19 protein-coding genes are annotated in these 21,834 nt (G+C 64.9%); 8 read left to right on the plus strand and 11 right to left on the minus strand.

The genetic code is table 11. The features are described 5' to 3' along the window. Window positions 1-99: 99 nt before the first annotated feature. Complete coding sequence (locus BXE_RS36625; protein ID WP_007178616.1) at window positions 100-393, minus strand: acylphosphatase; 294 nt, start codon at window positions 391-393, stop codon at window positions 100-102. Between the two features lie 212 nt (window positions 394-605). Between BXE_RS36625 and hpnA the strand changes: the two genes are divergently transcribed. Continuing rightward, on the plus strand, window positions 606-1,616 hold the full coding sequence (gene hpnA, locus BXE_RS36630; RefSeq protein WP_011493166.1) for a hopanoid-associated sugar epimerase: 1,011 nt from the start codon (window positions 606-608) through the stop codon (window positions 1,614-1,616). A gap of 137 nt (window positions 1,617-1,753) precedes the next feature. Next, a complete protein-coding gene (locus tag BXE_RS36635; RefSeq protein ID WP_040124215.1) occupies window positions 1,754-2,299 on the plus strand; it encodes a hypothetical protein in 546 nt (181 codons plus the stop codon). A gap of 60 nt (window positions 2,300-2,359) precedes the next feature. Here the strand turns inward: BXE_RS36635 and BXE_RS36640 are convergent, their stop codons facing one another. Together BXE_RS36640 and hpnC are read right to left on the minus strand one after the other, a co-directional pair. Beyond that, on the minus strand, window positions 2,360-3,532 hold the full coding sequence (locus tag BXE_RS36640) for a glycosyltransferase (protein WP_011493167.1): 1,173 nt from the start codon (window positions 3,530-3,532) through the stop codon (window positions 2,360-2,362). Then, window positions 3,532-4,398, minus strand: a complete 867-nt coding sequence (gene hpnC / locus BXE_RS36645) for a squalene synthase HpnC (RefSeq protein WP_011493168.1) — start codon at window positions 4,396-4,398, stop codon at window positions 3,532-3,534. The genes BXE_RS36640 and hpnC overlap by 1 nt, the downstream gene beginning before the upstream one ends. 340 nt (window positions 4,399-4,738) lie before the next feature. Between hpnC and ispH the strand changes: the two genes are divergently transcribed. Together ispH and hpnH are read left to right on the plus strand one after the other, a co-directional pair. Further along, on the plus strand, window positions 4,739-5,683 hold the full coding sequence (gene ispH, locus BXE_RS36650) for a 4-hydroxy-3-methylbut-2-enyl diphosphate reductase (RefSeq protein ID WP_007178621.1): 945 nt from the start codon (window positions 4,739-4,741) through the stop codon (window positions 5,681-5,683). Window positions 5,684-5,693: 10 nt separating this feature from the next. Beyond that, the gene (hpnH, locus tag BXE_RS36655; RefSeq protein WP_007178622.1) at window positions 5,694-6,848 is read left to right on the plus strand and encodes an adenosyl-hopene transferase HpnH; all 1,155 of its coding nucleotides are present in this window, start codon (window positions 5,694-5,696) and stop codon (window positions 6,846-6,848) included. 121 nt (window positions 6,849-6,969) lie between these two features. On the opposite strand, the gene BXE_RS36660 is transcribed toward hpnH, so the two are convergent. Continuing rightward, on the minus strand, window positions 6,970-7,575 hold the full coding sequence (locus BXE_RS36660) for an MlaC/ttg2D family ABC transporter substrate-binding protein (protein WP_011493169.1): 606 nt from the start codon (window positions 7,573-7,575) through the stop codon (window positions 6,970-6,972). A 212-nt stretch (window positions 7,576-7,787) separates the two neighbouring features. Between BXE_RS36660 and BXE_RS36665 the strand changes: the two genes are divergently transcribed. Continuing rightward, window positions 7,788-10,403, plus strand: a complete 2,616-nt coding sequence (locus BXE_RS36665; protein WP_011493170.1) for an MMPL family transporter — start codon at window positions 7,788-7,790, stop codon at window positions 10,401-10,403. Window positions 10,404-10,405: 2 nt separating this feature from the next. After that, window positions 10,406-11,422: an MlaA family lipoprotein gene (locus tag BXE_RS36670; RefSeq protein ID WP_011493171.1), complete on the plus strand. Its 1,017-nt coding sequence runs from the start codon at window positions 10,406-10,408 to the stop codon at window positions 11,420-11,422. A 102-nt stretch (window positions 11,423-11,524) separates the two neighbouring features. Here BXE_RS36670 and BXE_RS36675 read toward each other — a convergent pair whose 3' ends face one another. The 7 genes from BXE_RS36675 to BXE_RS36705 form a co-directional block, all read right to left on the minus strand. Next, window positions 11,525-12,256 (minus strand): phosphorylase, encoded by a 732-nt coding sequence (locus BXE_RS36675; RefSeq protein ID WP_011493172.1) that lies wholly within the window; start codon window positions 12,254-12,256, stop codon window positions 11,525-11,527. Window positions 12,257-12,259: 3 nt separating this feature from the next. Further along, complete coding sequence (gene shc, locus BXE_RS36680) at window positions 12,260-14,296, minus strand: squalene--hopene cyclase (protein ID WP_011493173.1); 2,037 nt, start codon at window positions 14,294-14,296, stop codon at window positions 12,260-12,262. Then, the gene (hpnE, locus tag BXE_RS36685; protein ID WP_011493174.1) at window positions 14,293-15,561 is read right to left on the minus strand and encodes a hydroxysqualene dehydroxylase HpnE; all 1,269 of its coding nucleotides are present in this window, start codon (window positions 15,559-15,561) and stop codon (window positions 14,293-14,295) included. The genes shc and hpnE overlap by 4 nt, the downstream gene beginning before the upstream one ends. A 4-nt stretch (window positions 15,562-15,565) precedes the next feature. Further along, window positions 15,566-16,414 carry a presqualene diphosphate synthase HpnD gene (gene hpnD, locus BXE_RS36690; RefSeq protein WP_040124212.1) on the minus strand — a complete coding sequence of 283 codons (849 nt, stop codon included), beginning with the start codon at window positions 16,412-16,414 and terminating at the stop codon, window positions 15,566-15,568. A gap of 272 nt (window positions 16,415-16,686) precedes the next feature. Continuing rightward, complete coding sequence (locus BXE_RS36695) at window positions 16,687-17,625, minus strand: sensor domain-containing diguanylate cyclase (RefSeq protein WP_011493176.1); 939 nt, start codon at window positions 17,623-17,625, stop codon at window positions 16,687-16,689. After that, on the minus strand, window positions 17,622-18,245 hold the full coding sequence (locus tag BXE_RS36700; protein ID WP_007178631.1) for a chemotaxis protein CheC: 624 nt from the start codon (window positions 18,243-18,245) through the stop codon (window positions 17,622-17,624). The genes BXE_RS36695 and BXE_RS36700 overlap by 4 nt, the downstream gene beginning before the upstream one ends. After that, the gene (locus BXE_RS36705) at window positions 18,238-18,606 is read right to left on the minus strand and encodes a response regulator (RefSeq protein WP_011493177.1); all 369 of its coding nucleotides are present in this window, start codon (window positions 18,604-18,606) and stop codon (window positions 18,238-18,240) included. Before BXE_RS36705 ends, BXE_RS36700 begins: the two co-directional genes overlap by 8 nt. Window positions 18,607-18,813: 207 nt before the next feature. Here BXE_RS36705 and BXE_RS46135 point away from each other — a divergent pair, with 207 nt between their 5' ends. Further along, entirely contained in the window at window positions 18,814-19,092 is a 279-nt protein-coding gene (locus tag BXE_RS46135; RefSeq protein ID WP_148223053.1) for a hypothetical protein, read from the plus strand. Window positions 19,093-19,320: 228 nt separating this feature from the next. Further along, window positions 19,321-21,600 (plus strand): hybrid sensor histidine kinase/response regulator, encoded by a 2,280-nt coding sequence (locus BXE_RS36710; protein WP_011493178.1) that lies wholly within the window; start codon window positions 19,321-19,323, stop codon window positions 21,598-21,600. Window positions 21,601-21,834 lie beyond the last annotated feature (234 nt).

Raw genomic sequence — 21,834 nt, forward strand, 5'->3', positions numbered from 1 at the left:
GCGGTGGCTCGCGGGCTCACTTAAGTAGCCGCGCAAAAAAGCAAGGCGTCGCGCCACCGGTATGATGGCGCGACGCCTTTTCTTTGCGTGGAAGTCGGCTCAGTGCTGTTCGAAGCGTTCGTAACGCTTTTCGGTCGAGCGCTCTTCGCCGCTGACCTCGGTCACGCGCGCCGCCGGCGGTCCGTGACGCAGCCAAGACAACATGCGGTCGACCTGGTTGGCCGAGCCTTGCAACATGGCTTCGACGGAACCGTCGTCGAGATTCGCCACCCATCCCTTGATTCCGAGCGCGTGGGCCTGCCGCACGGTCGCGTGGCGAAAGCCCACGCCCTGCACGGTGCCGCGCACCCGCACGTAATATGTTTCGATCCGCTGATCCAGATCCGGGGCCATGCCGTCTTCTCCTCTGTCGGCCGGAGTTAGCGCTTCAGCGCTGACTCCGGTCCCATGCAAACGCAAAAATCTTCAAGCCGGCATTCTAGTCGTGTCACGGCGAGCTTGCTCGGCAACGCGCCTCCTGCCATCCGCTCGAGGCCGCCCGCGCGACACGCAACACGCGCGCCACGTACAATCCGTCGACTGTCACGCAGGAAAATGGAAACAGAATGACCGAACAGAATCGCGATCTCGTGCTCGTGACCGGCGCCTCCGGCTTCGTCGGCTCGTCGGTGGCGCGCATCGCGCAACAGAAGGGTTTCAAGGTGCGTGTGCTGGTACGCGCCACCAGTCCGCGTCAGAACGTCGAGTCGCTGGACGCGGAAATCGTGGTCGGCGACATGCGCGACGAAGCGTCGATGCGCAACGCGCTGCGCGGCGTGCGCTACCTGCTGCACGTGGCCGCCGACTATCGCCTGTGGGCACCGGACCCGAGCGAGATCGAGCGCTCGAACCTGGAAGGCACCGAGGCGACCATGCGCGCGGCGCTGAAGGAAGGCGTCGAGCGCATTGTCTACACGAGCAGTGTGGCCACGCTCAAAGTGACGAGCTCCGGCCAGTCCGCCGATGAAACCTCGCCGCTCAAAGCCGACCAGGCCATTGGCGTGTACAAGCGCAGCAAGGTGCTGGCCGAACGCGCGGTCGAGCGGATGATCGCGGAAGACAACCTGCCCGCGGTGATCGTCAATCCGTCCACGCCGATCGGTCCGCGCGACGTCAAGCCGACGCCGACCGGACGCATCATCGTGGAAGCGGCGCTCGGCAAGATTCCGGCGTTCGTCGACACGGGCCTGAACCTCGTGCACGTGGACGACGTCGCGGCCGGCCATTTCCTCGCGCTCGAACGCGGCAAGATTGGCGAGCGCTATATTCTCGGCGGCGAAAATCTGCCGCTTCAACAGATGCTCGCGGATATCGCGGCGCTGACCGGCCGCAAGGCGCCCACACTGAGCCTGCCGCGCTGGCCGCTCTATCCGCTGGCTATGGGCGCCGAAGCGATCGCCAAGATCACGAAACGCGAACCGTTCGTTACCGTCGACGGTTTGAAAATGTCGAAGAACAAGATGTATTTCACGTCGGCGAAAGCGGAACGCGAGCTCGGCTATCGTGCGCGCCCCTACCGCGAGGGTCTGGGCGACGCGCTCGAATGGTTCCGGCAAGCAGGCTATCTGAAGGCCTGATGCATGTCCGGACACGCGGCCTGCGCCGGACAATCCGGCGTGGCCGCAAGCATTTTGTTACAACGTCACCGTGTCAGCGACAGGTAAAAGCCTACGCGCAGCAGGTAAAATCGTAGGTCTTACCAGAGAAACCTCGCATGAATCTTCACGAACAGCTCGGCGCGCTGGAAATGGGCGTCGACCAGCTCATTCAGGCTGTCGTGGCCCCGCAGGCCGAAAACACTCCCGAGACACCCGCTCACACCGCCGCGCCGCAAGCGGCGGCGGTGGCTCCGGTCGCGACCGGGGCCACGGCGGAAGCAGTTGCGGCTGAAACCGAGGCGGCCGTCGTCGAAGACAAGGCACCAGCCCCGCAGCTTCAGCCCACGCTCGAAATCAATCGCCCCGCGCAGAACGAGATCACGATGACGATCGGCGGCCAGACGGTCGCGCTGCGCGCGGAGCAGATCGGCCAACTGATCGAGGAATTGTCGAACGCGCGCGCCTCAATGACGCCGGAACCGCCGCCGGGTATTCCTACGGGGTGGCGCTTCGTATCCACCAAGAATCCGGTCATGGCGGTGCAGAAGCAGTCGAACGGCGACCGTTTGCTGGTGATGCGCCATACCGGCCACGGCTGGGTACCGTTCACGTTCTCGCCGGACATGGTGATCCAGCTCTACATGATGCTCACCAAAGGCTAATGTGAAAAAGCGGCGCCCGGGAGCGCCGCTTTTCCATTCCGACCGTTTCTGAGCGCTGCTTCAGCGTTCCTGCACCGGCGCCTGAACTCGCGCCTTCCACTGCCCGCCCTTGCCGCGCCAGTAGCGCACCGCCGACGCAAACGTCGCGCCGACATAAAACAGCGCGACCAGCGGCAGAAATGGCGCCCACAGCGGCGAGCGGCGATAGTAGCTGAGCATCGGCGCATAAGCGCAGCACATGGCCGCCCACGCGAGCCATGCGGGCCAGCCCGTCGGACCGAGCACCAGCGCGGCCACCGGCGGCATCAGATAGATGATCGTCATGCCCACCAGCGTGCCCGCCAGCAGCAACGGCGAGTAATGCAACTGCGTGAAAGCCGTGCGCGCGATCATGTTCCAGATCTCACGCCAGCTGTCGTACGGACGCAGCGACACGCTGCGCGCCGCCACATCCAGCCGGATCGCATGGCGCCCCGTGCCGCGATGCTTGATGCGTGCGGCCAGGCTGCAATCGTCGATCAGCTCGGCGCGGATCGACTCGATGCCGCCCGCTTCTTCCAGCGCGCTACGGCGCACCAGCATGCAGCCGCCCGCGGCCGCCGCCGTGCGATTGCGCGGGTTGTTGACCCACGAGAACGGGTACAGCTTGGCAAAGAAGAAGACGAACGCGGGAATCAGCGCCTTTTCCCAGAAAGAATCGCAGCGCAGGCGCACCATCAGCGAGACGAGATCACGCTGTTCCGCGTCCGCGCGCGCGACGAGTTGCGCGACCGCGTCGGCGGGATGGCCGATGTCGGCATCCGTCAGCAGCAGAAAGTCCGCCGGCAAGCCGAGCGTGCGCACGGCCTCGATACCTTGCGACTGCGCCCACACCTTGCCGGACCAGCCCGGCGGCAGCGGCTTCGCGCTCAGCACGGTCAGGCGGTCCGGGCATTGCAACTGCAGCGCGGCCGCCCGGGCGGCGTCGGCGGTGCCGTCGGCGCTGTGGTCGTCCACGACGATCACGTGGAATTCGCCCGGATAGTCCTGCTGAAGCAGCGTGGTGACAGCTTCAGCGATCACATCGACTTCATTGCGGGCCGGCACCACGGCGGCCACCGCCGGCCAGGATGCGCGCGGTCCGATGGTGAGCGGCGCGGCAGGACGCGCGCGCCAGAAACCGCCGCGCGCGAACAGCAATACACACCAGATCAGCAGGGAAACACACGAAAGAAGAAACAGAACCACCGCCATTAAGCATTACCCTCGATTGAACGCGCTGCCACACCGACGCGCCGCGACAGCCACATCACTGCGGTGCGGGCCGCGACGACGCACCAGTCAAACGTGTTGAGTTCCGGTCGCTCGCGAAACACGTCGTAGCCTGCCTTCTCGATCCGTTCGAGCAAGCGCAGGCCGCCGTGAATGGCGCCGCATAACTCGATTCCCAGCCGGCCGGAAATGCGCAAGGCGAGCGGCGCGCCGCGCACCAGCATCTGCCGGACGAAGGACACTTCATGTGCCATGAGCGCGCGCCAGTCCTGATCGGCGACACCGTTGGCGATATGCGCCTCGCCGACGTTGAAGCGCCGCAGGTCGGCGAGCGGCAGATATACGCGGTCTTTTTCCCAGTCGGCGGAGACGTCGAGCCAGAAGCTGATCAGCTGCGACGCCGTGCAGATCGCGTCGGCGTCGGCGAGATTTTCCGGCGTGGCCGCGCCGATCAGGTGCAGCATCAGATGCCCGAGCGGGTTCGCCGAGTGGCGGCAATAGTCCAGTAGCGCGGCCCGGTCGGCGTAGCGATTGGTGTCGATATCCTGAGCGCACGCATGCAGCAGATCGTAGAACGGCGCGAGCGGTAGTTTATACTGCGCGACGACACCGGCGAGCTTGCCGAACAGAAGCGCGTGCACCGGCGCCGCACGCCGCTCCGCCACCGCGTCGAGACCGGCGCGGAAGTCGGCGAGACGGGCGTGCCGTTCGGCCGCGCTCCAGTCGCCTTCGTCGGCAATGTCGCCCGCCGTGCGGACGACCTGATAGATTACGCCGACAGGCGCGCGCAGCGCCTTGGGCAGCAACACGCTCGCGACCGGAAAATTTTCGTACTGATCGACGTCCATCCAGCGAGCCTCGAAACCATTTCGTAATGCGGGCGCCGCGGCGCCGCAGGACTACGTAGTTTAAGGGTTCCGTCAAACCGCTGCAGCGTGTAATGATTGCCGCATCGCATTGCCGTGAGCCTGCTTGCGGCTCCGGCCACCGGTACTGCCGGTGCGGCGCCCGCCCAACACCGGCCGGGCGCCCCCAAAGCAAAGCCGGCCTGATAGCGTTAGAATGCGCGTTTGGTTTTGCTGTACCGGCTATCGCCGGGCTCAAGACGTCAACTAATTAGATGATCGCGGCGATAGAGTCATATTTACCGACTTCTTCGAACCCGCGTCAGTCGGAGTTCGCCAACTTATGCGAGTCATCCTTGCTCAACCCCGCGGCTTTTGTGCGGGTGTTGTTCGTGCAATCGAGATCGTCGATCGCGCGTTACAGCAACACGGCGCACCCGTGTACGTACGCCACGAGATTGTTCACAATCGCCACGTGGTCGACAATCTGCGCCAGAAAGGCGCGCGCTTCGTCGAGGAACTCGACGAAGTGCCGCAAGGCGCCGTGGCAATTTTCAGCGCCCACGGTGTCGCCCAAACCGTCGAGCGTGACGCCGAAGCGCGCGGTCTCGACGTGCTCGACGCGACCTGCCCGCTGGTCACCAAAGTGCACGTGCAGGGCCGCCAATATGTCGGCGCCGGCCGCACGCTGATTCTGATCGGCCACGCCGGGCACCCGGAAGTGGAAGGCACGGTCGGCCAGATTCCGGGCAAAGTGCTGCTGGTGCAGAGCGAGGCCGAGGTCGAAAACCTCGACCTGCCGCTCGACACGCCGCTCGCTTATGTCACGCAGACCACGCTGTCGGTAGACGACACACGTGGCATTATCGACGCCTTGCTGAGCCGTTTCACCGACATCGTCGGTCCGGATACGCGCGACATCTGCTATGCCACGCAAAACCGCCAGGCGGCGGTGCGCGAGTTGAGCAAACAGGTAGACGTGCTGCTGGTGGTGGGCGCGACCAATAGTTCGAACTCGAACCGGCTGCGCGAGATCGGCAGCGAAAGCGGCGTGGCGAGTTACCTCGTCGCCGACGGTTCGGAAGTGAAGCCGGAATGGTTTGCGAACGTGCAGACTGTCGGCATCACGGCCGGTGCTTCGGCGCCGGAAGAGATGGTGAAGAACGTAATCGATGCGCTGAGCGCATTGGGGCCTGTCGATGTCACGACGATGGCGGGCCGTGAAGAGAAAGTCGAATTCAAGTTGCCATCGAAGCTGATGCAACCACTCGCCGCACGCGAAGTTTAAGGAGGACGTTTTGTCTATTCCGCTGCTACAGAAAGTCCGGGTCGGCGCATACATCATGCGTCAACATCTCTCCGGCAATAAACGCTACCCGCTCGCCCTGATGCTGGAGCCGCTGTTCCGCTGCAATCTCGCCTGCAATGGCTGCGGCAAGATCGACTATCCGGATCCCATCCTGAATCAGCGTCTGTCGCTGGAAGAATGCCTCGGCGCCGTCGACGAATGCGGCGCACCGGTGGTCTCGATCGCGGGCGGCGAACCGCTGCTGCACAAGGAAATGCCGCAAATCGTGAAGGGCATCATCGCGCGCAAGAAGTTCGTGTATCTGTGCACGAACGCGCTGCTGATGGAAAAGAAGATGGACGACTACGAGCCGAATCCGTACTTCGTGTGGTCGGTTCACCTCGACGGCGATCAGCAGGCGCACGATCACTCGGTGTCGCAGGAAGGCGTGTACGACAAGGCGGTCGCCGCCATCAAGGAAGCGAAGCGCCGCGGTTTCCGCGTGAACATCAACTGCACGTTGTTCAACGACGCCGTGCCGGAACGCGTCGCCGCGTTCTTCGACACGCTGGGCCCGATGGGTGTGGACGGCATCACCGTTTCGCCGGGTTATGCGTATGAGCGCGCGCCGGATCAGCAGCACTTCCTGAACCGCGACAAGACCAAGCAACTGTTCCGCGAAATCTTCAAGCGCGGCAACAATGGCAAGAACTGGTCGTTCAGCCAGTCGGGCATGTTCCTCGACTTCCTGGCCGGCAATCAGACGTACGAGTGCACGCCGTGGGGCAACCCCGCGCGTACCGTGTTCGGCTGGCAAAAGCCGTGCTATCTGGTCGGCGAAGGTTACGTGAAGACCTTCAAGGAACTGATGGAAACCACGCAGTGGGAAAAATACGGCACGGGTAACTACGAGAAGTGTGCCGACTGCATGGTTCACTGCGGTTTCGAAGCGACCGCAGTGATGGACACGGTGGCGCATCCGCTGAAAGCGTTGAAGGTCAGCCTGCGCGGACCGAAAACGTCGGGCGCGTTCACCAAAGATATTCCTCTGGATAAGCAGCGTCCGGCTGAGTACGTCTTCTCCCGCCACGTCGAGATCAAGCTGGAAGAGATCAAGGTTTCCGGCAAGGGCAAGAAAGTACAGACGGCTACTGCGGCACACTAAGCAGGTCGGCGGCGGTGCTGTCGCGCCGCCGGTGATCGTGAATAAAAAAAGCGCGGTGGTTTGATGGCCACCGCGCTTTTTTACGCCTCATGTCTCATGAGGCATTCAACCCGTTCCACCATTACCCCGCGCTGCGCGCATTGTGAGCGGTCAAAAATTTGATCAGCCCGTCAATGCCGCCTTTGGCAATCTGATCGGCGAACTGCGTCTGGTACACCTGGATCAACCAGGCACCCATCATGTTGATGTCGTAGACCTTCCAGCCGGCGCCGTCTTTGGTCATGCGATAGTCAATCGCGTCGTCACCGCCATTGCTGAGCACGTGCGACTGCACGACGACGTCTTTGGCGCCGGCCGGCACGTTGGTCGGCAAGAACTTGAACTTGACGTCCTGATCACGCAGTTGCGATAGCGAGGCAGCATAAGTGCGGGTGAGCAGCAGCGTAAACTGCTCGTACAGTTGCTTTTGCTGTTCGGGCGTCGCGGTGGTCCACGCCTTGCCCACCGCGATCCGCGTGGTGCGCTGAAAGTCGGTGGCCGGCAGGAAACGCGACTGGACGAGCTGGGTGATCTTCGCCATGTCGCCGCCGCGCGCCTGTGGGTCAGCCTTCATTGCGGCCACCGTGCCCTCGACGGCACTTTTTACCACCGCGTCGGGCGCGCTTTGCGCATAAGCCGCAGTGGATACGACGGCCGCAGCCAGAAAAGCAGACAGATAACGTTTCATACGCTCGACAGAACCTGAAAGAAGAAAGCGCCGCCGGGCTCGCAAGCTCGCGGCGAAAGCAGGATAGACCAGTATACCGACATTGCGTTCCCGCCCCAAAGCACCCTTCCGGGAGCCGCACTTGCTAGCGAACCAGAGCCTGATCGCTCCGGCTCTGTATACTTGTGCACTTTCGTCAAAAACAACACCGTGATAAGACCACCTTCGCCTACATGCTGAAGTCATCTATTGTCCGTCTCGTCGCGTATTCTGTGCGTCATCCACTGCGGATCGTCGCCGTGTCGTTCGTGCTCGCGGTTCTGAGCGGCTTCTACGTTGCCCATAACTTCAAGATCAACACGGACATCAGTCGTCTCATCGAGACCGACAAGCAGTGGACGGCGCTCGACAACGCGATAGACCAGGCCTTCCCCGATCGCGGCGACACCGTGCTGGTGGTCGTCGAAGCGCGCGCGCCGGAATTCGCCGACGCCGCCGCCCAAGCGCTGACCGCCGCGCTCAAAGCCGATCCCAAGGAGTTCGTGGCAGTGTCGCAGCCGGCCGGCGGCCCGTTCTTCGAACACAACGGCCTGCTGTTTCCGTCGACCGACGAGGTCATGTCGACCACCTCGCAACTCGTTCAGTCGCGCCCGCTCGTCAACGCTCTCGCACATGATCCGAGCCTGACCGGCCTCGCCGGCACGCTCACCACGAGCCTGTTGCTGCCGCTACAGATCGGCCAGGTGAAGCTCGGCGACATGAGCCATCTGCTGTCACAAAGCGCGACCACCCTGGACCGGGTGCTGGCCGGCCAGCCGGCGGCCTTCTCGTGGCGCGCGCTGGTGGACAGGAGCGCGGCCACGGAGCCGGCGCGCGCCTTCGTCGTCGTGCAGCCGGTCGTGAACTACGACGCGCTGGAGCCGGGCGCAACAGCCTCGAAGTCGATCCGCGACACCGCAGCCTCGCTGCACCTCGACTCGCGCTACGGCGCCACGATCCGTCTGACCGGCGAACAACCGCTCGCCGACGAAGAATTCGCGTCGGTCAAAGACGGCGCGGTGCTCAACGGCATCGGCACCTTTATCGTCGTGCTGATCATTTTGTGGCTGGCGTTGCGCTCGGGCCGCATGATCGCTGCCGTGTTCATCACGCTGTTTGTCGGGCTCGCCATCACCGCGGCACTCGGCCTGCTGATGGTGGGCGCGCTCAACATGATTTCGGTCGCCTTCATGGTGCTGTTCGTCGGGCTCGGGGTCGATTTCGGCGTGCAGTTCGGCGTCAAGTATCGTGAGGAGCGCAATCGCGACGACCGTCTGTCCGCCGCTCTCATGCATACGTCGCACAGCATCGGCGTGCCGCTCACGCTCGCCGCGGTCGCGGTCGCGCTGAGCTTTTTCTCGTTCCTGCCGACGGCGTACCGCGGCGTGTCCGAGTTGGGCGAAATCGCAGGCGTCGGCATGTTCGTCGCGTACTTCACCAACATGACGCTGCTGCCGGCCCTGCTGAAGATCTTCAATCCGCCGGGCGAAGCCGGTTCGCCGGGCTTCAAGCAGCTCGCGCCCGTCGACGATTTTCTCGATCATCATCGCAAGCCGGTGCTGATCGGCACGCTCATCGTCGTGATCGGCGCGTCGCCGTTGCTCACGCATTTGCGCTTCGACTTCAATCCGCTGCACCTGAAGGATCCGCATACGGAGTCAATGGCCACGCTCTTGTCGCTGAAGGACTCTCCGGAAGCGGCGGTCAACAACGTGCATGTGCTGGCGCCTTCGCTCGCCGAAGCCGACCGCATGGCCGCGCGTCTGCGCACGCTGCCGGAAGTGGGCCGCGTCAACACGCTCGACACCTTCGTTCCCACCGACCAGCAGCAAAAGCTGATGCTGATCGCGAGCGCCGCGCAGCAGCTATTGCCCGCGCTGCAGCAGCAGCCCGCGCAACAGGCCACGGACGCGGTGCGCGTCGCCGCGCTCAAGCGCGCGTCGAACCAGCTTTCGCTCGCCGCCGACGATCACCCCGGCCCCGGCGCCGCCGAAGCCAAGCATCTATCGGCCACACTAGAGAAGTTGGCCGCCGCCAACGCCGCCACGCGCGACCGCGCCGAAACCGCGATGTCCGACACGCTGCGCATCGCACTGGGTCAGCTGGCCAACCTGCTTCAGCCGACTGAAATCACCCGCGACAATCTGCCCAAGGAAATCTCGTCGGGCTGGGTATCGAAGGACGGCCGCGCGCTCGTCGACATCTCGCCGAAGGTGAAACCCGGCACCGATCCGAACGACGACGCCATGCTGGCCCGCTTCGCCCACGCGGTGAAGAAGGCGGAGCCAGGCGCGATCGGCGGGCCGATTTCGATCCTGCATTCGGCCGACACCATCATCAAGGCATTCCTGCAGGCCGCCGCCTACGCGCTCATCTCGATTGCGATCCTGCTGTGGATCGCGCTGCGCCGTGTCAGCGACATGCTGCGCACGCTGGTTCCGCTGCTGGTCTCGGCGCTCGTGACGCTCGAACTGTGCGTGGTATTCGGCATGCCCCTGAACTTTGCGAATATCATCGCGCTGCCGCTGATGCTCGGCGTCGGCGTGGCGTTCAAGATCTACTTCGTGATGGCGTGGCGCAACGGTCAAACCGGCCTCCTGCAGTCGAGCCTGACGCACGCCGTGCTGTTCAGCGCGGCGACCACGGCAACGGCGTTCGGCAGCCTGTGGCTGTCGCACCATCCGGGGACGTCAAGTATGGGGCGCCTGCTGGCGCTCTCGTTGTTGTGCACGCTGATCGGCGCCGTGGTGTTTCAACCCGTGCTGATGGGCAAGCCGCGCGCACGTCGCGCGAAGCAAAAAGGAATATGAGCATGAAGCTGCGTAACACCGCGCTGGCACTCGTCGCCACCGGTTTGATTTCTGGCTGTGCCACCGGCCCCGACCGCAAACCGGGCGACCCGTTCGAACCGATGAACCGGGCGGTGTTCAGTTTTAACGATGGGTTGGACCGCTATATCGCCGTTCCGGCGGCGAAGGGTTATCAGAAAGTAACGCCGCAGCCGTTGCGCACAGCAGTGAGCAACTTCTTCTCGAATCTGGGTGATCTGTCGAACGCGGCCAACGCGCTCTTGCAGTTGAAGATCACCGACGCGACCGAGGACATCGTCCGTTTCGCGTTCAACTCGACCTTCGGTCTGGGCGGCCTGCTCGATTGGGCGACACCCGCCGGGCTGCCCAAGCATCATCAGGATTTCGGCCTGACCCTGGGCCATTGGGGCATTCCGTCGGGCCCATATCTGGTCCTGCCGCTGTTCGGCCCGAGCACGGTGCGTGACAGCATGGGGCTTATCGTCGACGTGAAGTTCAACCCGCTGAACTACATGGAGCCGGCGGTGCGCAATCCGCTTTACGTGCTCCAGTTCGTCAGCGTGCGTTCCGACCTGCTGGGCGCGTCGGACCTGCTGCAACAGGCCGCCCTGGACAAGTACTCGTTCGTGCGCGACGCCTATACGCAGCAACGCCGCGCGCGTCTGCGCGGCACGGGCGACAATGCGGCGCCGCTGCCGAACTACGACGATCAGGGTGATTCCGGCGCTTCGTCGGTGCCGGCAGCAGGCGCGCCGGCGGCAGGTGCTCTGCCGAATTACGCCGATCCGGGCGACGCCGCGGAAGCGCCGAACGCGGCTTCCGGCGCGGCTACAGGTGCGCCGGCGGGCGTGCCCGACTACACCGATCCGGGTGATACGCCGGCGAGCGGTGCAGCGGGCTCGACGCCGGTTGCGCCGGCTGAAGCGCCGGCCGGCGCTTCAGAAACACCCGCCCCCACACTGCCCGCTGCGCCACCGGCCGACACGACACGGCCGGCTTCGGCACCGGCAACGCAGTAGGAGATTGAGCATTCAGAGGAAAGCCGCGTTTGGGACTGACCTCAGCGCGGCACCCGATATGCGGGCTTTATCAGGCCGGAGGTTCTTTCAGGCCGAATTTTTTCAGACGCTCGCCATCTGCAACGCCCCGGCCTCGCCCATTGCGCGCCGCGCCTCGACTAGCGAGATGCGCGCCGCCCGGGCGTCGATGGCAACCTGAATCAGTGCGCCGAGTTGCAACGGCTGTCGCAACAATTCCCGCAGAATCGGCGCAAGCGCCGTACTTCCATCATCGCGCAGGCCCGCCGTGGCGGCGGACGGCAACGTGCGCCACGCCGGATCGACGATCGCGCGGCACACCGCGAACGGCACCCCATGCGCGGCAGCCTTCGCGCCGGCAATATGCGACTCCATATCCACCGCCAGCGCGCCGTTCGAGCGATGCAGAACGTCCTTGTCGCCCGCGCTCACCAACGGCGCCGTGACGGCCGCCATGAGCCCGCGCCGCACACGCCCGGAGAGCGGCCCGACCGCCAGCGCAGCCGCAAGCCTGTCCGCCCATCGCCGGTCGGTCGGCAAGCGCCCAAACGGCCCCTCGACCGCGTCCGCGACGATCACCGAACCCGGCTGCAGATCCGGCGCCAAACCGCCCGCCGTACCGAAGCTCATGATGCCCGAACAGCCACGCGCGACCGCCGCGCTCAATGCCTGTTCGAGCAGATCGGCGCGCGCCGCGTAGACGACCTCGACACCTTCGCCACGCGCGATTCGCGCTTCGAACGCCATGCCGGTCACCATGATGACCGGCAAGCGGCTACGGCCGCCATCCGTTGACGGAGTGCTCGGAAGAGGCATCCGTTACATCCCGACCGCGACGCGCGTCAGGCCATGACGCTTCAGATGGCGGAAGCGCGCCAGGGCCCACAGCGGGAAGAACTTGCGATAGCCGTGGTAGCGCAGATAGAAGACGCGCGGGAAGCCGGTGGCGGTGAAACGCGTTTCGTCCCACAGGCCATGCTCGCGCTGTTCCCGCTGCAAATACGCGACGCCGCGCGCCACCGCTTCGTGATTGACCTCGCCCGCCGCCATCAGGCCCATCAGCGCCCACGCCGTTTGCGAAGCCGTGCTCGGCGCGCGTTCATAGCCGTGGTAGTCGAGCTTGTAGCTCTCGCCGCCCTCGCCCCACCCGCCGTCTTCGTTCTGGATCGACAGAAGCCACTTCGCGGCGCGCTTCATGCGCGGGTCGTCGTGCGGCATGCCGGCTGCGTTCAGCGAACACAGCGCCGTCCACGTCCCGTAGATGTAGTTCAGACCCCAGCGGCCATACCAGCTGCCGTCCGGCTCCTGTTCCTTCAGCATGTACGCGAACGCGCGTTGCGCCGGCTCGCTGCCCTGCGGCAGTTCGCCGAGTTGCGCGAGCATCGACAGACAGCGGCCGGAGACGTCCGCGGTCGGCGGATCGAGCAAGGCGCCGTGGTCGGAGAACGGAATGTTGTTCAGGTAGTACTGCGTGTTTTCCGGCTCGAACGCACCCCAGCCGCCGTCGCTGCTCTGCATGCCGACCACCCATTCGCGCGCCCGCGCTATGGCTTCGCGATCGACCTCGGAATGCGTGAGCGCCGCCGAGCGATGCATGGCCATGACCACCACCGCCGTGTCATCGACGTCCGGGTAGTAGTCGTTGTTGTACTGGAATGCCCAACCGCCCGGCCGCACATTCGGACGGCGCGAAATCCAGTCGCCGCGCACGTCGAGAATCTGCAGCGGACGCAGCCACGCGAGCCCACGTTCGGCGGCCTGCTCGGCACGAGCCTCGCCGGTTTCGAGCAGCGCATGCGCGACGAGCGAGGTGTCCCAGACCGGCGACAGACACGGCTGGCAATATGCTTCGTCATCCTTGATAACGAGCAGCTTTTCGATCGACTGGCGAGCTATTGCGCGATTCGGGTGATCGGCCGGATAGCCGAGCACGTCGTACATCATCACCGAGTTCGCCATCGCCGGGAAAATCGCGCCGAGCCCGTCTTCGCCGTTCAGCCGTTCATCGACGAAGGCCACCGCCGCGCGCACCGCGCGCTCTCGCGTGGCTTTCGGGAACAGGCCGTCCACCGCGCGCAGCAGCATGTCCACGCCACTGAAAAACCGGAACCACCCGGCATGCTGATGCGGCGCCCGGTCGCGCGGGCCGGTGTTGACCGGCGCACCGCGGAACAGCTCGTCTATCCGCACGCGGCGCGGGTTGCGCGCCAGCGGCCGCTTCGCATTGAGCACCAGCAGCGGCACGATCACGGTACGCGCCCAGTAGGACACCTTCGAGAGATGGAACGGGAACCACATGGGCAACAACATGATCTCGACGGGCATCATGGGCACCGCGCGCCATGACACCACGCCGAACAGCGCGAGCAGAATCCGCGTGAACACATTCACGGCTTCGGCGCCGCCGTTGGCGAGAATCGCCTCGCGTGCGCGGACCATGTGCTCCGCGTCCGCCGGGTCGCCGATCATCTTCAGCGCGAAGTACGCCTTGACGCTGGCGCTGACGTCGGGCGCGCCATCGGTAAAGAGCGGCCAGCCGCCGTCGGGCAACTGGATGCGGCGCAGATAGCGCGCGATCTTCTGCTCCAGTTCCACGTTCGGCGTTTCGCCGAGATAGTGGACCAGCAGCACGTATTCGGCGGGAATCGTCGCGTCGGCTTCGAGTTCGTAGACCCAGTGGCCGTCCGGCTTTTGCGCGGCGAGGATCGCATCGGTGGCGCGTGTGATGGCGGTGTCGAGCGATGCTGCGGGAGCTTCGCTCGCGGCAGCCGGCGCGGGCGCGGATGCGGGCGGCACCGCGCCGGCGGCTTCGGGCAGGACGGCGTCCCGCGGCTGGGTTTGGGATAAATCGTTCATCGGCGTTCCATCGGTTCATTCAGCAGCGTATCCGCGGCCTTCTGGCCTGAGCGGATCGCGCCTTCAATCGTCGCGGGCAGGCCGGTGGCCGTCCAGTCGCCCGCGAGCATCAGGTTTTTCCAGCGAGTGCGCGTGCCGGGCCGCAGCGTTTCCTGATCCGGCAGCGCGGCGAAGGTCGCGCGCTTTTCCACGACGACTTGCCACGCCGGCATGGGCGTGGCAGGCAGGTTGGCCGCCTGCGCCACTTCGGCCCAGACAGTGGCCGCGAGCGCTTCGTGCGGCGTGTCGAGCAGCCGCTCGGCGCCGTTCAAGGTCACAGACAGGCGCCCGTCGAAGGCGAACAGCCATTCGGCCGTGCCGTTGAGCAGCCCGGTGACCGGCGGCAAACCAAACGGCGGATCGATCGCGAAATGCACGTTGACGCTCGCCGCGAAGCGCGCTGGTACGCGCACACCGGGCACGAGTGTCTGTGCGGTCTCCGGCGGCACCGCGAGGATCACGGCGTGACCCGCTTCGAGCGCGATGCTTTCGCCGGCAAACCGCAGCGCCTGCGCACGGGCGTTGTTGGCGGCGAATATCACTTCTTCCAGGCGCGAACCCAACCTGATCGCCGCGCCGCCATGCTGCAGCAGCCGCAACGCCGGATCCACGAACGCGCTGCCGAGACCATTGCGCGCGACCAGCGGCCGGCACGCGAGGCCGCCGGCCATCACCGTCTGCCGCACGATGGCGCCCGTCAGTTCCGCCGACGCTTCACGTGGTTCGACGTTCAGCAGCGCGTGAAACAGCGGCCGCAGCAGGCGGTCCCACAACGGACCGTTGCAGCGCATGGTCTGCGCGACGCTGCGTCCGGGTTTGGCGAACAGTAGCGGCACGAGCGCCAGATAATCGCCCGGCCCGGTGTTCGGCACGCGCGCGTTCGGATCGAAGATCCACCAGGGCAGGTGTCCCGGCGACAGGCGCACGGTCCAGCGCGCTCGCGTGGCGAGGTCCACGAACGGATATTCGGGCTGCGCCGGTCCGGTCAGTTCGTCGGCGGCGCCGATCGCTCGCGTGTAGTTGAGCGTCGCGACATTGCCCGCGAGGACCATGTGATTGCCGCTGTCGAGCGTCGCGCCCAGCCTCGCGTCGTAATACGAACGGCAGCGGCCGCCCGCCTGGGCAGCGGCTTCATGCAGCACGACATGCGCGCCGCGCCGCTGCAACTGCACTGCGGCGGCCAGGCCGGCAAGGCCCGCGCCGACCACATGTACGAGCTTTTGCATCAGCTCAGAAGAACGCGTAACGCGCGACGATCCACAGCATGCGCAGCTTCGGCTTGCGGACCTTGGTGCGCGGAATGTCGAAGCCGCGCTCCAGCGTCCGTTCGAGCAGCACGCGATACACGCCCGACATGATGCGCGGCGCCCGCACCTGGCTGCGCGGCTCGCGGTCCATGATTGCGTCGGACGCGGCAAAGTGTTGCCTGGCCCGCTCGGCAAGCGTGGCGCACACGCGCGGCAGCGAGGGGTCGTCAGCGATCTGCGTGGGGCTCGTCACCGCAATGCCTTCGCGCGCGAGCAGTTCGTGCGGCAGATAGCAGCGGTTGATGCCGGCGTCTTCGTCGATATCGCGCAGGATGTTGGTGAGCTGCAGCGCGCGGCCCAGATGGTGCGCAAGCAGCCGGCCAGGCTCGTCCTGCATCCCGAATATCCTCACCGACAGACGGCCCGCCGCACTCGCGACGCGGTCGCAATAGAGGTCGAGCGTGGCTTCGTCGGGCGCGCAGATGTCGGCGGCGGCGTCCATCGCCATGCCGTCGATCATTGCGTGAAAATCTTCGCGTTGCAGATGAAACGTATGAATGTGCCGCGTCAGCGCGCGCAACGACGTGCGCGGCGCACCGGCGTAGCACGCGTCGATATCGGCACGCCAGCGTTCGAGCGCGGCGGCGCGCTCGGCGCGCGGCATGTCGCTGTCGGCGATATCGTCGACGGCGCGGCAGAAAGCGTAGACCTGATACATCGCATCGCGCTGCGCGGCCGGCAGAATGCGCATGGCGAGATAGAACGAGCTGCCGGACGTGGCGGCAGCGGCGTCGATTTCTGTATCGTCCACGACAAGATTGGAAACAGCCAAGACGATCTCCGCTGGAGGCGCCCGCTGAAAGGCGTTCAAGAAGTTTGATGCCTGCCGCAAGGCAGGCGGCACGCGCGCGCGGACACGCGCGAAACACCCGGCTGGGAGGCCGGAAACGGCGAAAAGTATATCAATCTTTGTAAGATGCCGCAGTTCCGCCGGCGAATACAGGGCAGGAAGCAGGCCCGAAGCCGGTGGGGCGGGCGCCCGGCAATGCGCCGTGTGGCGCGCGCGGCGCCTCTCGCGAACCGGAATCCCGCCGCCGGGCGGCCTCAGACGAATGCGACCGAACGGTTGCGGCCTTGCCGCTTCGCGCTGTAGAGCGCGGCGTCGGCTTCGTTGATGAGCACGTCGTACGAAGGCACGCCGACACGGGCGCACGCGCCGCCCACGCTCGCCGTCACCGGCACGCTCGTGCCCTGCACTTCGACCGGTGTGTCGGCGATCGTGCAGCGGATTTTTTCCGCCACGCGCATCGCGTCGTCGAGCGGCGTGCACGGCAGCAGCAACGCGAACTCCTCGCCGCCGAAGCGCCCGAAGGTGTCCTGCGCCCGCACCACCTCGGCGACGCGTTGCGCCATCACGCGCAGCACCGTGTCGCCGACGCCGTGGCCGAACTGGTCGTTGATCTTCTTGAAATGATCGAGATCGAACAGCAGCATGGACATATCGCCGCCGTACCGCTGCCAGCGCGTGTATTCGTCGCGCAGGCGCGTTTCGAAAAAACGACGGTTGGCGATCCCCGTCAGGCCGTCGCGGTCGGCATATTCCTGAAGCTTCGCGACCGCCTCTTCGCGTTCGCGCTGCACGATGCTCACATGCGTCACGTCCGAAATGGTCACGCACACGGCCACCACTTCGCGCTCGCGCATGAGCGGCATGAACGTGCAGTCCTGCTGCATGAAGTCGACGCCGCCGGTGATGGGCCGGTCGTGATCGAACTTGAACAGATAAGGGCGCTGCTCCCACGAGCTGAACGCAAAGCTGCCGAGCTGAAAGACGCTTTCGATCTTGCGCGACAGCCACACGCGCGGCAGTTCCGGAAAATGCGTGTACAGCGACTTGCCGACCACCTGTTGCGGCGACAGTCCGCTGTGATCCTGCATGAAGCGATTCCACATGAGCACGTTCATATCGCGGTCCAGCACGAAAATGCCGAAACCGACACGTTCGACCACCAGATCGCTCAACGACTCCACGGGCACGTTCATAAGCTCGACAACAGCGCGTCGAGCGCTCCGTTCATGTGGCGAATCGATTCTTCGGCCATCAGCATCACGAGGTGAGCGCGGAAACTCTGATCCTCGAGCGCGAAATTCACTTCGACCAGCAGGGCGACTTCCCATTGCAGCACGCCGGGCTGAAAGACCGCGTCGAGCGTCATGGCTTCGCCGAGCAGGCCCGGCGCGGAGAAAATCGGCGTGCGGCCGAGCTGATCGAGAATGCACGATACGCATGCGCCCGTCAGCACATTCGCGACGTCGAACACCAGTTCCTTCTGGCTCACCGTCTCGTAAGTCGAGCGCGAATACGGATCGCTGACCAGCGAACACAGTTGCTCGATGCTGTCGCTGCGGCAAATCACCAGCGCTTCGCCCTTGATGTCGGAGCGAAAGCCCTGGCGCACGGCGCTGACGGTGTCCTCGATCCCGGTCATCTCGCGCAGCGCCTGCGCCGCCTCGCTGACCGCCACCACTTTCACGCGCGGCACCGACAATTCGATGAACGCATCGAGCAGCCGCGCAAGGCGTGTCGCGGCTTGGCCCATCGCCAGATTGGCGACCTCTTGCAGCGCGTCGCGCTGATCTTCGGTGAGGACTGGCTCAGACATACAACCCGTACTCCTTGAGGATGGGCAGTACCGCCTCGGGCGTCACGGGCTTGGCGATGAACGCGGCCGCGCCGAGCGAGCGCACGCGCTGCTGGGCCATCGGCTGAACATCGGCGGAGACGACGATGACGAAGGTGTTCAGATCCTCGTGCTGCAACGCTTCCAGCACCTGATAGCCGGTCATGTCCGGCATGGTCAGGTCGAGGAACATCACCGACGCTTTGCCTTCACGATACAGAGCGAGCGCTTCGCGCCCGTTCAATGCGTAAGACACGTCGACCTCCCAGTCCGGCGGCAATGCCTTGGTGAGCACTTTGCGGGCAAGCAACGAATCATCGGCGATCACAATAGGCAAAGGCATGGGCGGGTCGGAAAGCAGAATTAGCTCTTTCGCGTTAACGGCGAAGCGAGGTGGGTTCTTTAGCGCGACGTCTGTCGACCAGCGACAAAGTGCGCTGAAGCTTGCGGAAATACGGGTAGCGGACGAACGGGCAGCACACGCGGCGAGGCGCGATAGACGGAACCGGTGGGCAAGCATGAAAGCGTGCGCGCACGGTGGACGACGGCTATGACCGGCATGTTCGAAGCCTACCCCGTAGATGAATCTGCGCGGCCATCGTGGATCGGGCTGGTCTTTACCGCGCGCGTGATTCCGCGAACGCCTTCCGTCACGCGCGATACGCATGATGCGGCTGGGTGCCCCGCGGCAGACGCGTCCGAACATGGCGGACGCATTTTTATCATGGCGCCGATTTTCGAAGTAAAACGGCGGAAAAGCAACTCGCCAATTTCACTTTCATTAATGAGATTTTCTGACAACCCGCCATTTACAGAAAAATATATGTAGGTTCTTATGTCACGAATTCACTTTTATACTTTTGTGTACGTTTGCGCTTCCTGTTTCGTCGCTGTTTCAAAAACACGGCCGGTCAGGACACGTTTCCACAACCGTTGGACAGCGACTCCAACGCGCGCTGCCGGTCACGGTAACTTCTACCGCCGCGCCGTGTCTATGCTTCTCGTATGATGCTGACTCCCGGCCTCTGCATCCCGAAAGACCTTAGTAAATTCGACAATGACATCAGACCGGTCCGCCCCGCCATCCGCGAGCCGCCTTTCCGCTGGCCGGCAGGACGGGGCGCTGTTCCCCGCCGTGCCCGAACAGAATTTCCAGGTGCGGCGTATCACGCTGATCGCGCTCCTGATCGCGGCGATTGTCTTGCCGTGCCTGTATGTCGCAGCAATGGCGATCAGCGATCTGCGCGCGCGCGAGGCCGACGCCACCGATATGACGCTGCGCACGGTGCGGGTCGCGGAAGAACACGCGCTGAAAGTGTTCGACATGAATGAGACGCTCGACTCGCGCATCGTCGATCTGACCGACGGTCTGGACGACAGCGGCATCCGCGCGCGCGAAGCCGCGATCCACGAGAAGCTGCGCGTGATGGGCGGCGGCTATCCGCAGGTGGCTGCCGTGTCGATCTTCGGGCGCGACGGCACCTTGCTCGCCAGCAGCCGCTACTTTCCGTCGCCTGCCGTCTCGATCGGCGAGCGCGACGATTTCACCGGCGTTCGCGACGGCAAGAGTCTCGAGCATGTGTCGAAGGTCATCACCGGCCATGTTGCAGGCGAACAGGTGTTCAACATGGGCGTCGAGCGGACTGGGGGCGACGGTTCGTTCGCGGGCGTCGTCACCGTCGCGCTGCGGCCGAGCTATTTCGACGCGTTCTACCGCGAATTGCTCGGCGGCAGCGGCACACCGATGACCATGAGCCTCGTGCGCGTGGACGGCTCGATCCTCGCGCACTACCCGCGCTCACCGCACGAACCCACCGCAATGGCGCAGCACACGCCGTTCGCCGAAGCCCTCGCGCAAGGACGGCGGGCCGGCGTCGTGCGCATGCATTCGAACGTCGACGGCGAAAATCTGATTCTCGCGTTCCGCCACGTCGGTTCATATCCCGTCTACGTGGTCTGCGGCTATCGCGCCTCCGCGATCTGGGCCGCGTGGTACCGGCATCTCGGCGTGCTGATCCTGTCGATGTTCACGCCGTCCATCGTGCTGTGGTGCGTGATCTGGTTGTCGCTGCGCCGGCTTGGCGCCGAAGAGGAAGCGTGGGAGCGCTGGCAGGCCGAAGCGTCCATGCGCCGCTCGATCGAGTCGGCGTACCGTCAGTCCCGCAAGATGGAAGCGCTGGGCACGCTGGTCGGCAGCGTCGCGCACGATTTCAACAACCTGCTGATGATCCTCTCGGCCAACCTGCAGATCGCCCGGCGGCGCGGCGCAGCCGGACTCGACCGCGAATTGTCGGCGATGGAACGGGCGCTCAAGAGCGGCCAGTCGCTCACCCGGCAGTTACTCGGCGTAGCGCGCAAGCAGCCGTTGCGCAACGAGACGTTGTCGCTCGAACGCTGGCTGCCGGCATGCCGCGAGTTGCTGCGCGCGTCGCTCGGCGCGAAGGTGTCGCTGGTCATCGATCTCGGTGTCGAGATCTGGCCGATACACGTCGACGTCGCGGAACTGGAGCTGGCGCTCATCAACGTGGCCGTGAACGCGCGCGACGCCATGCCGAACGGCGGGCGCTTCACGGTGCAAGCCACCAATATCCATTTCCGGCCCGCAGACGGTTTTCCGCTGACAGGCGACTTCGTGCAGCTATCGCTCGAAGATACGGGCGTGGGCATGGCGCCGGAGGTACTCGCGCGAGCCTTCGAGCCGCTTTTCACGACCAAGCCGAAAGGCATGGGCACGGGCCTCGGCTTGCCGCAGGTTTTCGCGTTCTGCGAGCGCTCAGGTGGTCTTGCCGCGATCGACAGCGCGGTCGGCGCCGGTACTTCGGTGCGTCTCTATCTGCCGCGTGCCGCGGCCGAACCCGCCGCCGACGGGCCGCCCGAAGCCGGCGCGGAGGAAAGTGGCGCACCTCAGGGCCTGCGCATTCTGCTGGTCGAGGACAATAGCGAAGTGGCCGCGGGTACGGAAGCCCTGCTGCAGATGATGGGCCATCAGGTCACGTGCGTCTTCAACGCCGACACCGCGCTGCGCCTGTTCGACGAGGCCCGCGCGCGGCAGGCGCGCACCGGCGAACCGCCGCCGTTCGATCTGGTGTTATCCGATATTCATATGCCCGGCACCATGAACGGCATCGATCTGGCCGAGGCGGTCCTCGCGTTCGACAGCACGCTACCGGTCATTCTGGTCACCGGCTACGCGGAAGAGCTCGAGCGAGCGCGCCACGTCAACGTCCGGGTGCTCTCCAAGCCTTTCGATATCGGTTTGCTGGAAAAACTCCTGCAAGCAATCCAGCACGATCTGACGCAGACGGGCGCCGACCCGGCGGCGCATCCGGCGGAGTAAGGCTGACGCTGGTGGGCGTCCGGCCAGCGCTGCACGGCCAGGTCTGCATTTACCCACGGTTGTAAAAGCGCGGCGGCGCGTCGCGTTTTTTGCGCCGCCGCCCTCGCGCGGACCGGCGCCAGCGGGCGCGCAGCCTTGTGGCACGGGCCCGGCACGATCGTTGCGGCGGTTAATGACGCAAGGAGAGCGGCGCGTTTGCGCGTCGTCCGTTCCGCCTAAATACGTCGGGAGACA

This window comes from Paraburkholderia xenovorans LB400 (assembly GCF_000013645.1).
Lineage (GTDB): Bacteria > Pseudomonadota > Gammaproteobacteria > Burkholderiales > Burkholderiaceae > Paraburkholderia > Paraburkholderia xenovorans.